At 66.3% G+C, this 13,214-nt stretch carries 13 protein-coding genes; 10 read left to right on the top strand and 3 right to left on the bottom strand.

Annotated elements, in window-relative coordinates; genetic code table 11:
- Positions 1-20 precede the first annotated feature (20 nt).
- Genes ACX80X_RS10470 through ACX80X_RS10485 form a run of 4 tightly spaced genes read left to right on the top strand, consistent with a single transcriptional unit; the run spans position 21 to position 4,031 of the window.
- A complete protein-coding gene (locus ACX80X_RS10470) occupies positions 21-1,019 on the top strand; it encodes a Gfo/Idh/MocA family oxidoreductase (protein WP_459311920.1) in 999 nt (332 codons plus the stop codon).
- Positions 1,016-2,077 (top strand): Gfo/Idh/MocA family protein, encoded by a 1,062-nt coding sequence (locus ACX80X_RS10475; protein WP_459311922.1) that lies wholly within the window; start codon positions 1,016-1,018, stop codon positions 2,075-2,077. The genes ACX80X_RS10470 and ACX80X_RS10475 overlap by 4 nt, the downstream gene beginning before the upstream one ends.
- Positions 2,078-2,115: 38 nt before the next feature.
- Positions 2,116-3,234: a Gfo/Idh/MocA family oxidoreductase gene (locus ACX80X_RS10480; RefSeq protein WP_459311924.1), complete on the top strand. Its 1,119-nt coding sequence runs from the start codon at positions 2,116-2,118 to the stop codon at positions 3,232-3,234.
- Positions 3,234-4,031, top strand: coding sequence for a TIM barrel protein (locus tag ACX80X_RS10485; protein WP_459311926.1), 798 nt, complete (start codon positions 3,234-3,236; stop codon positions 4,029-4,031). Before ACX80X_RS10480 ends, ACX80X_RS10485 begins: the two co-directional genes overlap by 1 nt.
- 9 nt (positions 4,032-4,040) lie before the next feature.
- Here ACX80X_RS10485 and ACX80X_RS10490 read toward each other — a convergent pair whose 3' ends face one another.
- Entirely contained in the window at positions 4,041-5,063 is a 1,023-nt protein-coding gene (locus tag ACX80X_RS10490) for a LacI family DNA-binding transcriptional regulator (protein WP_459310085.1), read from the bottom strand.
- Positions 5,064-5,197: 134 nt separating this feature from the next.
- Here ACX80X_RS10490 and ACX80X_RS10495 point away from each other — a divergent pair, with 134 nt between their 5' ends.
- The gene (locus tag ACX80X_RS10495) at positions 5,198-6,232 is read left to right on the top strand and encodes a Gfo/Idh/MocA family protein (protein WP_252563921.1); all 1,035 of its coding nucleotides are present in this window, start codon (positions 5,198-5,200) and stop codon (positions 6,230-6,232) included.
- Between the two features lie 77 nt (positions 6,233-6,309).
- Here ACX80X_RS10495 and iolB read toward each other — a convergent pair whose 3' ends face one another.
- Positions 6,310-7,203 carry a 5-deoxy-glucuronate isomerase gene (gene iolB, locus ACX80X_RS10500; protein WP_252563918.1) on the bottom strand — a complete coding sequence of 298 codons (894 nt, stop codon included), beginning with the start codon at positions 7,201-7,203 and terminating at the stop codon, positions 6,310-6,312.
- A 16-nt stretch (positions 7,204-7,219) separates the two neighbouring features.
- Positions 7,220-7,960 (bottom strand): GntR family transcriptional regulator, encoded by a 741-nt coding sequence (locus ACX80X_RS10505; protein WP_252563916.1) that lies wholly within the window; start codon positions 7,958-7,960, stop codon positions 7,220-7,222.
- 184 nt (positions 7,961-8,144) lie between these two features.
- Between ACX80X_RS10505 and ACX80X_RS10510 the strand changes: the two genes are divergently transcribed.
- From ACX80X_RS10510 to ACX80X_RS10530, 5 genes are all read left to right on the top strand, one after another.
- A complete protein-coding gene (locus tag ACX80X_RS10510; protein WP_459310084.1) occupies positions 8,145-8,633 on the top strand; it encodes an SRPBCC family protein in 489 nt (162 codons plus the stop codon).
- A gap of 129 nt (positions 8,634-8,762) precedes the next feature.
- A complete protein-coding gene (locus ACX80X_RS10515) occupies positions 8,763-9,470 on the top strand; it encodes a FadR/GntR family transcriptional regulator (RefSeq protein WP_104062788.1) in 708 nt (235 codons plus the stop codon).
- Positions 9,471-9,669: 199 nt separating this feature from the next.
- Complete coding sequence (locus ACX80X_RS10520) at positions 9,670-11,055, top strand: MFS transporter (RefSeq protein WP_252599404.1); 1,386 nt, start codon at positions 9,670-9,672, stop codon at positions 11,053-11,055.
- A 26-nt stretch (positions 11,056-11,081) separates the two neighbouring features.
- Complete coding sequence (locus ACX80X_RS10525; RefSeq protein WP_252599403.1) at positions 11,082-11,855, top strand: SDR family NAD(P)-dependent oxidoreductase; 774 nt, start codon at positions 11,082-11,084, stop codon at positions 11,853-11,855.
- A 211-nt stretch (positions 11,856-12,066) separates the two neighbouring features.
- Complete coding sequence (locus ACX80X_RS10530; protein ID WP_252563908.1) at positions 12,067-13,200, top strand: LOG family protein; 1,134 nt, start codon at positions 12,067-12,069, stop codon at positions 13,198-13,200.
- The last annotated feature ends 14 nt before the right edge of the window (positions 13,201-13,214 follow it).

The following is a 13,214-nucleotide window of genomic DNA, read 5'->3' on the forward strand; positions in this document are numbered from 1 at the left end:
AAAGTAGACGGGAAGACAGTATGCCGATCCGGGTAGGCGTCATCGGCGCCGGAATCATGGGTGCCGACCACATCAGGAACCTCTCCGGTACCATCGGCGGCGCCGAGGTGACCTTCGTGGCAGACCTCGACGCCGGACGTGCCGCAGCAGCTGCGCCGCCGGCCGCCCGCATCACCACGGAACCGTCGGAGCTGATCAACTCCAGCGAGGTGGACGCCGTCGTTATTGCTTCGCATGACTCCACGCACGCCGGACTTGTGCTGGAGTGCTTCGAGGCGATGACGCCCGTGCTGTGTGAAAAGCCGCTGGCTCCCACCCTGCTGGAAAGCCGGGAGGTTGTGGCGGCCGACGCCGACATCGTCGCCGCCACCGGGGCGTCCCTGCTGTCGCTAGGCTTCATGCGGCGCTTCGACCCTGGCTACGTGGCGCTGCGCCAGTCTGTGCAGGGCCGCGCCCAGGGGGAACCGCTGATGGTCCACTGCACCAGCCGCAATGCTGCCGCCGGCCCGGGTACCACTGCCGAATCGGCCATCACCAACTCGGCCGTCCACGAGCTGGACATCATTCCCTGGCTGCTGGGCTCTCCCATCACGGAAGTCTCATGGCAGGCGGGGCAGAGTTCCCGCAACGCTGAAGGCGGCCTGCAGGATCCAGCCTTCATGCTGCTCCGCACCGCCGACGGGACCCTGACCACCCTGGAGCTGTTCCTGAACGCCCAATACGGTTACACGACGCGCTGCGAAGTCGTCTCCGAACGCGGTGTCACCGGGCTGATGGACGCGGCTCTGCTGGGTGTCGAAGAGGATGGCATCCGGCGGACCGCCGTGCCCGCGGACTGGCGGCCGCGGTTTGCCGATGCTTACAGGCTGCAGCTGCAGGCGTGGATCACGGCGCTCGGCCAGGGTGATCAGCCGCCGCTGGCCGGGGCAATGGATGGCCTCCACGCCTCGCTCGTGGCGCACGCAATGATCCGCTCCATGCACGGCGACGGCGCCTACACCAAGGTCAGCTACGCGTGAGCGTCCGGAACCTGCCGGCGTCCGCCGTGCCCGCCTCCCGGGATGCCCCGGTGCTGCGCTGGGGAATCATGGGGCCCGGCTGGATTGCCGAACGGTTCACCGAGTCGGTCCAGGCGCACACGGAGCAGGTGATCGCCGCCGTCGCGTCCCGCTCGCTCAGCCGCGCCAAGGCCTTCGCCGAATCCTTCGGCATTCCGACGGCCTACGGCAGCTACGAGGAGTTGACGGCCGATCCGGGCATCGACATCGTCTACGTGTGTACTCCGCACACCGGACACCACCAGGCGGCGGTCCTGGCACTCGACGCTGGCAAGCACGTGCTGATCGAGAAGCCCATCGCACTCAACGCCGTACAGGCACGGGACATCGCCGCTCGTGCCGAAGAGGCGGGCGTTTTTGCCGCCGAGGCCATGTGGAGCTTTTTCCTGCCAAAGTTCGATGTGATCCGGCAGGTCCTGGACGCCGGGACCCTGGGCGCCATCACCACGGTAGTCGCGGAATACGGTGAATACTTCGAGCCCACCCACCGCATCTTCGACCGGGAACTGGCGGGCGGCCCCCTGCTGGACCTCGGCACGTACCCGCTGGCCCTGGTCACCGAGGTCCTGGGCCGGCCCGAACGGCTGTACGCCATCGGACAGCCGCACCCGTCCGGGGTCAACGCCCAGCTCTCTGCCGTGATGCAGTTCGCCAGCGGCGCCCAGGCCGTAGTCAACACCCATGTCCACAACTTCACACCCACCGGCGCCACGATCGTAGGATCCGACGCCACGCTGACCATCGACGGACCCTTCAACATGCCGGGCGGCTTCGACATCCGCTACCAGGACGGGACCCGGGTGCGGTACGAGGAAGCGGACGGTGCGCACTTTGAGGGCCTGCACTATGAGGCCGCCGCGGTGGCGCGTGCCGTGGCCGCCGGCCGCACCCAGGCCAGCCAACGGACCCTGGCGGCCTCCATCCGCACCCTGGAGGTTGCCGATGAGATCCGCCGGCAGCTAGGCGTGGTTTTCCCCGGAGAAGCTGCCCTGCCGGGCGAAGCCGCTGCCCGACCCTGATTCATCCATCTGCATACAACTACCGAAAGGACCGGCTCATGGCCTACCTTACTCAAAACCCCGCTGGTGTTCCTGCGCCCGTCCGGATCGGGCTCATCGGCTCCGGCTGGATGGGGGCGTTCCATGCCGAAAGCATTGCCCGCCGCGTCCCCGGCGCTATCCTGGCGGCCATCGCCGACCCCAATGTGGAATCCGCGCAGGCCCTTGCCCAATCGCTGGGCACCGGAAAGGTCACGGCCGACGCCGCAGACATCCTGGCCGATCCGGAGATCGACGCCGTGGTGATCGCGAGCCCGGCCCGCTTCCATTCCGCCCTGATCACCCAGGCTGCCGCCGCGGGCAAGCACGTCTTCTGCGAGAAGCCCGCGGGCCAAGGCCTGGACGAACTCGACGCCGCGCTGGCCGCCGTTGAAAAAGCGGGGGTGCATTTCCAGATCGGCTTCAACCGACGCTACGCGGATGACTTCCAGGCCGCCAAGAAAGACCTAGCGGCCGGCATCGCCGGCCAGCCCCAGCTCCTGCGCTCACTGACCCGCGATCCGGGCAACGGAAGCATCCCGAACGCGGCCAGAGTCCCCGCGTGGACTGTCTTCCTGGAGACCCTGATCCACGACTTCGACACCCTCAACTGGTTCAACGAAGGTGCCGAGCCCGTAGAGGTCTACGCCGTGGCGGACGCCCTCGTGGAACCGGAGCTGCGCGATCAGGGCTTCCTGGACACAGCGGTGGTGACCATCCGCTACAGCAACGGCGCCATCGCCGTGGCGGAAGCAAACTTCAGCGCCCTCTATGGCTACGACATCCGCGGAGAGGTTTTCGGTTCCAAGGGCATGGTCCAGGCCGGCCGTGCCACCGAGACGGCGGCCCGGCGTTACACGGCGGAGGGACTGTCCGCGGACACCCCTCGCCTCAACGTGGAACTCTTCCGGCAGGCCTACACGGACGAACTCGCCGATTTCGCCGCCACGGTTCGTGCGCAGCGGGACGGCACACCGCCGCCGTCGGGCGCTTTCACCCTCACCCCCGGCGCCGCAGACGCCCGCCGCGCGCTGGCCATGGCGCTGGCGTGCATCGAAGCGGTCAAACAGGGCGGTCCGGTGGCTGTGGCTGCTGCCCCTGTACCGGCGCTCCGTGACCACACCCGGACCGGCGTCTGATGCGGCTGGCCGTCTGCGCGGAAATGGTCTTCACGGACCTGCCGTTTGTGGAACGGGTGCAGCGGATCCACGACGCCGGATTCGACGTCGAGATGTGGGACTCCAGGGGCAAGGACCTGGCCGCGCTCAAGGCCACCGGCGCGGTGTTCTCCTCCATGACCGGGTACACCTCCGGAAGCCTCGTGGACCCCGACACGGCCGACGACGTGGTGCGGACGGCCGAGTCGCTGATCCCGACCGCTCTGGAGCTCGGCGTCAGCCGCATGGTGGTGCACTCCGCGGAGCTCATCGATGGCCAGGCGGCCCGCCCCCTCTACCGGTCCACCGGCCGCATGTGGAGCACCGGGGCGCGGACCTTGGAACGGCTGGGCAGGCTGGGCGGGAAATACGGCGTGACGTTCTGCCTGGAAAACCTCAACACGGTCCTGGACCACCCCGGCATCCCGCTCGCCCGCGCCAAGGACACCCTGGCGTTGGTGGAAGCAGCCGGGCACCCCAACGTGAAGCTCATGCTGGACCTGTATCACGCACAACTGGGCGAGGGGAACCTCATCGAGCTCGTGCGGACCGCGCTGCCGCACATCGGCGAAGTCCAGGTTGCCGACGTACCGGGCCGCTGCGAACCCGGAACCGGGGAGATCAACTACCGGGCCGTGGCCAAGGCGCTCGCGGACGCAGGCTACGAGGGGACGGTGGGTATGGAAGCCTGGGCTAGCGGTGACGACGAGGAAGCCCTTGCGGCCTTCCGGGCGGCGTTCACGGTGCAGGACGCCAGCGTCCAGATCGCCTCGGCATAGGCGTGCCGTTCAGGGGTGAGGGGCGGCGGTGCTGCCCCTCACTTCCAGCGTCGGCACCAACAGTTCGTGTGGGGGCAGCGTGCTGCCCGGCTCCAGTCGTGCGATCAGGAGTTCGGCCGCCCGCTGCCCAGCGGCAAAACTGGCCGTGTCCACTGAAGTCAGGCTGATCCGGCGCAACCGCGCCAGCGGGGTGTTGTCGTAGCCGGCCACCGAAAGATCGGCAGGAACGGCGAGCCTGCATTCCTCGGCAGCCGAGAGAACCCCAAGTGCCGCCATGTCGTTGACAGCGAACACCGCTGTGGGCCGGTCGCCACCTGACAGCAGCTCGAGGGCGGCACGGTGGCCGCCCTCTTCGCTCAGGTCTCCCGGCACCGTCCGGATGAACTCCGCCAGGCCGGCGGCCCGCATCTCAGCCTCATAGCCCCGACGGCGGGCAATCCCGACTGCGGTGGCCGGTGCCCCCACATGGGCGATGCGGCGGTGCCCCAGCGCAATCAGGTGAGCCACCGCGAGGCGCGCCCCGGCGTCGTCGTCGTTGGTCACGACGGTGACGTTGGCACCCGGGCCGGTGGGCGCTCCCAGCGCGATGGTTGGCACCTGCAAGGCTGCTGCCGTCAGGCCGGGGCTCTCCGGCATGGTCCCCACCAGCACCAGGGCCTCGATGTTCATCTCCAGAAGTTTCTTCAGCAGGGATTCGCCGCTGCGGCTGTCCAGGCGGAAGTCGCCCATCAGCATCTGCAGGCCGCGCTCGTTGAGGGTGCTGTTGAGCCCTTCCACCGCGCTGACGAACCAGGGGTTCCGCATGTCGTTGAGTACCACGCCCACGGTGCGGCTCCGCGATTCGCCGAGGGCCCGGGCGGCCGCGTTCGGCCGGTAGCCGAGTTCCAGGACAGCATGCTCGACGGCGGTGCGCTTGGCCGCGCTGACGTAGCCCGTACCACGCAGCACGAGGGACACCACCGATTTGGACACACCCGCGGCGGCGGCCACGTCCAGGATGGTGGCCGCGCGTTTGCGTTCAGGGGCAGTCACAGTGTCCTCCAGTTTGTTAATACAAAGTGTTGACTCCGAATGCGGATTCACCTACTCTAGCAAGACAATGATGGAACGTTCCAACATTGTTTGTCTGCCCGGATTCCGGGGCCGCTACTGCATGCGAGGGAACTATGAAGGACGTCATTCTCGGTCTGGTCGGAGTGGGGCGCATCGGCGTGATGCACGCGAACAACATCGCCGCGCTCAACGGAGTTCTCAACCCGGAGGGCATCAACGTCAGGCTTCTGCTCACCGACGTCGCCGAGGACCACGCCAAGGGCATTGCGGCCGGCCTCGGTGCCGGCTTCCTGCCCTCGGTGGAGGACCTCATCGCCGCCGGCGTGGACGGACTCGTCATCGCCACGGGGACCGCAACCCACCCCGAACTGATCAAGGCGGGCGTGGACGCCGGAATCCCGGTCTTCTGCGAAAAACCGGTGGCCATGAACGTGGCGGACGCCCTGCCGGTGCTGGACTATATCCGCGACAACAACGGCGTGGTGCAGATCGGCCACCAGCGCCGCTTTGACCACGGCTACCTTGAGGCCAAGCGTGCCTACCAAGCGGGCGAGCTGGGCTGGATCCACTCCCTGCGCGCCGTCACCTGCGACATGGCGCCGCCGCCCGTGGAGTTCCTCGCCAGTTCCGGCGGCCTGTTCCGCGACTGCTCCGTCCACGACTTCGACATCCTCCGCTGGCTGACCGGCCGCGAGATCGTGGAGGTCTACGCCAAGGGCTCCAACAACGGAGACCCGGCCATCGGCGCAGTGGGAGACGTGGACACGGCGCTGGCACTGATCACGTTCGACGACGGCACGGTCGGTACCGTCTCAGCCACCCGCTACAACGGCGCCGGCCACGACGTCCGCCTGGAAATCCAAGGCTCCAGCCGTTCGCTGATGGTTGGGCTCGATGAGCACACGGCCATGGCGTCGGCCGAAGCCGTGATTGATTTCCCCGCCGGAGAACCCCACAGGACCTTCGCCGAACGCTTCGACCAGGCGTACCGATCCGAAATGGCCGCGTTTGTGGAGCTGATCCTGGGCCGCCGGGAGAATCCGTGCACCCCGGAGGACGCCGTGGCCGCCTCCCGCGTGGCGGACGCCGCCCAGGAATCACTGGCCACAGGCGTCCCCGTCAGGGTGGCCATCAGCCTAGCCAGGTGAGCATACCGCTGCCATGAAAAATGCCCCTCCGGAATCCGTTCCGGAGGGGCATTTTCTTGATCTCTAGCGCTTGCTCTCTAAGCGCCGAACGGCAGCCGGGGATCAATGTCCTGGCCGTCCCAGCTTTGGCGGACCCAGCCGTGGTGCGGGTCGTCGCTGATGAGCCATTCACGGACCGGGCCGGGTCCGGCCATCACGTTCAGGTAGTACAGGTCGTAGCCCGGGGCCGCCATGGCGGGGCCATGCCACCCGTAGGGGACCAGCACAACGTCGCCCGTGCGGACCTCGGCGGCAACGTCGATGGGACGCTCATCCGAGGCGTAGACGCGCTGGTAGCCGATGGCGTCGGCGTCGGCGGGTGCCCCGGATCCCGCAGCCACCTGCGTCTCGAAGTAATAGATCTCCTCGAGGTTCGTTTCGCCGTCCTTTTCCTCATCGTGCTTGTGCGGCGGGTAGGAGGACCAGTTTCCGGCGGGCGTGAGGACTTCACACACGATGAAACGGTCAGCCTCAAGGGCCGCCGGCGTGCCGAAGTTATGGACCTGGCGGGAGCAATTGCCGGCCCCGCGCAGTTCCACAGGTGTCTCCGCCGCCGTGACCAGGCGCGTGGGATAGGAGGCCTTGGCCGGAGCTGTGGCAACGGCAAACCTGCCGCCGTCCGCAGAGCTGATGGTGACGGACTTGCCGGTGCCCGAATACAGGACATCGCTGGGGCCGTGGAACACGGACGCCCGCCCCTTCAGGACATAGTCTTCACCGTCCACGGATACGGTGAAGGAGCCGTTGAGCGGGACCACTATCCGCTCCTCTTCCGCTGCCGGGAGGACGACGGCGGCACCTGCAGTTAAGGTAGCCACCTTCAGGCCCGTATGGGCCCAGCCGTCCACGGCCAGGGTTGAATCGGAGGTTCCGAGCGAGATATCCCAGTCGCCGTCGTTGGCGGTTCCCTGTGGGTAGACCCAGTTAGTCATTGATGTATTCCTTGTGCTATCGCTGTACGAGTGTCATTTCAAAGCTGTACGAATCCGCCCGGTACACGTGGTGTCCGGTTTCCACCCGTCGGCCGGCGTCGTCTGTTGCGGTGCGCTCCATGGTGACCAGGGCGGAACTGACCTCGGCCTCCAGCAGGCGCGCCTGGTAGTCGTTGGCGATCATCGCGCCGATTCTTTGCGAGGCCAGGCGGAAGTTGACGCCGCCGCGGCGGAGAATGGCGTAGAGGCCCTCAGCGGCGAGCATGGCTTCGTCCATGCTCGCGATGTCGTCCCGGACCCAGTTCTCCATCAGGGCAAGGGGCTTGCCACCCACTTTCCGCAGGCGGGTGAAGTGGTAGACCTTGGAGCCGGCAGGCAATTCGAGGGTGGCGAGCGTCGCTGCGTCGGCCTCCACGTGGGAGAAGGTCAACACCTGGGTGGTGGGCTTCTTGCCGTTATTGGAGAGGTCATCGAACAGGCTGGAGAGCTCCAGGGGGCGGCGGACCTGGCTGGAGACCACCTGGGTGCCCACGCCGCGCTTGCGGACCAGCAGCCCCGAGCGGACCAGTTCATCCATGGCTTTGCGCATGGTGGGCCGGGACAGGTTCAGCTGGGCCGCGAGATCGATTTCGTTTTCCAGCCGGCTGCCGGGTTCCAGGATTCCGCTGTGAATGGCAGCCTCGATACCCTGTACCACCTGGTGGTACAGGGGCACCGGCGAGGAGCGGTCGATGATGAGACCAAGTTGATTCGCCATTAGATATTCCTCGTTCCGTGCCGGAAGCTGGTACCCGCCCGAGGCCCGGGAGGGAATCCATGTCCTACTATGTTCGCTTGATAGGACATACTGCCTTTGTTGATAATATCAGCCGAACTTAAGCGGTCAAGGCTGCCACTGGCGGGCGCACCGCCATTCGTGCCCGTGGTCCTAGGCTGGGGGGATGAACAACCGATACCTCGTGTCCCGCGAACGCTTCATCGCTGCCCCGCCCGAAGTGATCTTTGAAGTCCTGGCCACTCCGGCGCTGCACAGTGCGATCGACGGTTCCGGCACCGTGAAGGGTGCCCAGCCGCGCGGCCCGGAACGGCTGAGCCTCGGAGCCCGCTTTGGCATGGAAATGAACATGGCCGTGGACTACAAGATCCTGAACACGGTCTCCGAATTCGAGGAAGGCCGGCACATTGCCTGGCGCCATTTCTATGGCCACATCTGGCGCTACATCCTGGAACCGGCCACCGGCGCCGACGGTACTGCCGGCACGCGCGTGACCGAACAATGGGACGCTAGGGCGGTCCGTGGGAAGTTTTTCCTTCGGCTGGCAGGTTACTTGCGCCGCCACCCCGCCAGCATCGAAAAGACCTTGGCCAATCTTGAGGCCTACGTTGCGGCCTCCGGTCGGCGCGAGGCCGGCAACACAGGCATTTCCTGAGACGCCGCTTCTTTCCTGAGACGCCGCTTCAACGGGCGGTGAGGATGGCGGGGGTCCCGGTCCGTACGGCGGCTTCTGTAATGTGGATGGCACCCGGAGTACGGGGTAAGACTAAAGGTGGGAAGCGCGATGGGCCGCAGGACACTTGTTGACGACCTTGTCGACGGCCTGCTCGAAGATATCCTGGACGGCAAACTGCAGCCCCACGTAGCCTTACCGCCCGAAGCCGACATCGCCAAAGCCTACGACGTCAGCCGCCTCACGGTGCGCGAGGCACTCAAGGCCCTGCGGGCACAGAACATCCTCTACGTTAAAGCCGGCCGCGGGACCTTCGTCAACCCGACCGACAACTGGACCGGTCTGGATGCGATCTTCAAGGCCGCTTCGCACGACAATGGGGCGGAGCAGGTCGCAGTGGGGTTGATCGAGATGCGGCGCATGGTGGAAACCGGCGCCGCTGCGCTCGCGGCCAAACGCCATACACCCGAGCATGCGCAGCAGATGCGCGAGTGCATTGCGGACATGAAGCGCTTCCATGATTCCGGCGACCTCGATGCCTTCGTGGCGGCAGACATCGCCTTCCACGACGCCGTGTTGAAGGCTTCCGGCAATCCATTTGTCCGGGCGCTGTTCGCGCAGCTGGGTCAGCTCCTATACGTAAAACGGCGTGAAACGTCCGCCGTCGAAGAGATCCAACTGCACGCCATTGAGTACCACCAAAAGGTCATGGAGAGCATCCTCAGCGGCGAGGCCGAGCTGGCCCGCCGCACCATGGACGAGCATATGGACCAGACATACCGGGACTACGAACGCTACGTGCACCACGCAGCATCCTGACGTTGCAGCCCGCACCAAGCCGGTCTTGACGTAATCCGCATCACTAATCTATGCTTTTTCTCAGTTGTTCGGTCAGATGTCTGACATCTGACTCAAATCGCATTGATCCCGGTTCCATTTGGATTGGGCCTCCCAAGATATCCGCACGGATTCCCGCCACCACCGCAGGTGCCGGACTCCGTTAGACAGAAGGTCGAAGATGACTTCACTCTCCTTAAAATCCGCAGGGCTCGGCGAGCTTGGCGAGCGTACGCTCCGCAAGGTCCGCCGCCGGGTTATGCCACTGATCGTCCTGCTCTATTTCGTTGCCTACCTTGACCGCAACAACGTGGGCTTCGCCAAGCTCACCATGAGCGAGGACATAGGCCTGAATGCCGCAGCTTACGGGCTCGGCGCCGGCATCTTCTTCCTCGGCTATGCGCTCCTCGAGGTGCCCAGCAACGCAGGCATGTACCGGTTCGGCGCACGCAAGTGGCTGGCTCGGATCCTGATTACGTGGGGCATCTTCGCCACGGCCATGTGCCTGGTGAACGGTGAAACCACCTACTACATCATCCGTTTCCTGTTGGGGGCGGCAGAGGCTGGATTCTTCCCGGCCATCCTCTTCTACCTGACGCTGTGGTTCCCCGCCGCTCAGCGCGTCACGGTACTGGGCATCTTCATCCTCGCCCAGCCCATCTCCAACGCCCTCGGCGCCCCGGTCTCCGGACTGCTGCTCCAGATGGACGGCGTCATGGGCCTGCAGGGCTGGCAGTGGCTGTACATCATCGAAGGTATCCCGGCCATCATCCTTGGCCTGCTCACCCCCATCCTCATGACCGACCGCCCGCGGGATGCCAAGTGGCTCAACCCGGACGAGCGCGAATGGCTTGCCACCACCATGGACAAAGAGTTGGCCGTCAAGTCCAGTTCCGGCAGCCACAACTTCCTATCCGGCCTCAAGGACAAGCGCACCCTGACCTACTCGGCCCTGTACTTCGGCCTGGTCTGCGGCATCTACGGACTGGGTCTCTGGATGCCCACCATCGTCGCCGCCTTGGGCAAGTTCTCCACCGCCCAGGTCGGGTTCATCGTTCTCATTCCCTACTCCGTGGCCGCAGTCTTTGTGTACTTCTGGAGCAAGCGTGCGGACAAGACCGGAAAGCGGGCCTGGCACAGTGCGGTCAGCATGGTCCTTGCCGGCATGGGCCTCCTTGCTGCAGGCTACATGCTCCCGGTCAACCCCATACTGGCCCTCATTGCCCTGACCGCCGCGGCCATGGGTATCTACGGGGCCATCGCGCCGTTCCTGTCCATGCCGTCCGCGGCGCTCACCGGGGCAGCTGCTGCTTCCGGCCTCGCCCTGATCAACTCACTGGGTAACCTCGGCGGTTTTGTGGCCCCCTACGCTGTCGGCCTGCTGAACGACGCCACGGGCAACAACCAGAGCGGCCTGCTGTTCCTGTCCTTCTGCCTCTGCGTCACGGCGGTTGCCACCTACCTTTACGCACGCAAGCGCCCCGAAGGCGATGCCGCGCTGGATCCCGCAGTTGCCGCGACTGCCGCTGTGACCCCTGATTCCACGCACGCCGCCAAAATCTCCTGATCTCGAAATCACTGAAGGAAAACCTCATGACCACCAGCAACTTCCCCTCCGAACGCACAGTTGTCCTGACCGGCGCCGCGTCGGCCCGCGGCATTGGCCGCGCCGCCGCTGACCGGATGGCCAGCGAGGGATGGTCAATCGCCATCCTCGACATCAATGCGGAGGACGCCAAGGCCGCCGCCGCGGAGATCGGCTCCAACCGTGCGGTCAAGGCCATTGGCATTGGAGCCGACGTGTCCGACGAGGCGTCCGTTGACCGGGCCATCACCGAGATCGAAGACGCTCTTCCCCCGATTGTTGCGCTCGCCAACCTCGCCGGGATCAGCTCCCCGACGACGTTCATGGAAACCACCGTGGCGGAGTGGGACAACGTCTTCGCCATCAACATGCGCGGTACGTTCATCGTTTCCCAGCGGGTCCTCAAGGGCATGATCGAGCGCAAGCTCGGGCGGATCGTGAGCATCTCGTCCATCTCCGCCCAGCGCGGCGGCGGAACGTTCTCGAAGGTGGCCTACAGCGCTACCAAAGCCGGGATCCTCGGGTTTACCCGCGCCCTGGCCCGCGAAGTCGGCGAGTTCGGCATCACGGTCAATGCGATTGCCCCCGGCCCGATCGACACCGACATCATGGGTGGAACCCTCACCGATGAGCGCAAAGCGCAGCTGTCCGAGGGCATCATGATGGGCCGCGTGGGCACCCGCGAGGAAGTGGCAGCCTTGATCGCCTTCCTGTTGGGCCAGGACTCGGGCTACATCACCGCCGCCACCTACGACATCAACGGCGGCCTCCAGGTTTCCTGACCGGGAACCAGACCCAGGCACGGGCACCCCTCCGGTTTTCCGGCGGGGGTGCCCTCGTGCCGTGCCGTGCCGTGCCGTGCCGTGCCGTGCCGTGCCGTGCCGTGCCGTGCCGTGCCGTGCAGTGCCGTGCCGTGCCGTGCCGTGCCGTGCCGTGCCGTGCCGTGCCGTGCAGTGCCGTGCCGGAGCCTCGGCCGAAGTCTAGGCTGGCACTATGAACCCCTCCGGCGGCCTGGTCCCCAGCCCTCGGACCCTTGAGGTTGAGAGCCTGGACGCCTTCGACCGACTGGTCGCCGCCGGCGCGGTGGCCATGCACGGCTGGCACGCCCAGTCACTGGACCTGCGCGGCCGCAAGGCAGCGCTTGAGACGCTGGACGTGGAGGGTGCCATTTTCCTGGGCTGCACCTTCGACCAGGGCGTTGAAGACGGGCTTCGTCGCCGCGGCGCACTGATCTTCCCCAGGCTGCAGGGTGTGCCGTTCGATCCCTACCGGGCCCGGCTCTATACACCGCAGGAACTGTACGCCGGCCTGGAAAACTCACCCTATGAGGAGCTGCCTGACGCCCTGGTGTACCAGTGGAGCATCCGCCCGGGGCAACGCAACCGGCTGGACGCCACACTGGCCTCGGCGCTGCATGACCACGCCATCGGCGACGCCCTGGACGAGTTCACACACTCGGACCCCTACGCCGGCCGCACCGCCGTGGGCGTGATGGGCGGGCATGCCGCCCTGCGGGGAACCCCGGACTTCGCTCAGGCAGCCGAGCTGGGCAGGCTCCTGGCGCAGAGCGGGCGGATCGTGGCAACCGGCGGCGGCCCGGGTGCCATGGAAGCGGCAAACCTCGGCGCGTATCTGAGCCGCGTTCCGCACGCCGAGTTCACGGCGGCGCTCGCCGGCCTTGGAGCCGTCCCCGGCTTCCGCCCCTCGGTGTCCGCGTGGGCACGCGAGGCGGCCGCCGTCGTCGAACGCCATCCGGGCGGAGCGCCGTCGCTGGGCATCCCCACGTGGTTCTACGGGCATGAGCCGCCGAACTACTTTGCCACCCACATCGCCAAGTACTTCGCCAACGCCATCCGGGAGGCGATCCTGCTGGAACTGTGCGACGGCGGCATCATCTTCCTGCCGGGAGCGGCCGGTACCGTGCAGGAAATTTTCCAGGACGCCTGCGAGAACTACTACAGCGCCCGCGAAGCCGTGACGCCGATGGTGCTGGTGGGACGGCAGCACTGGGAGCACGAGTATCCCGCGTGGCCCATGCTCCGGCGGCTGGCTGCCGGACGGGCCATGGAGGACCGGATCTTCCTGGTGGACAGTGTGGACGAGGCGCTCGCGGTGCTGGGCGGCTGACTATTCCGGCGTCC

The organism is Pseudarthrobacter sp. MDT3-1, from assembly GCF_054510755.1.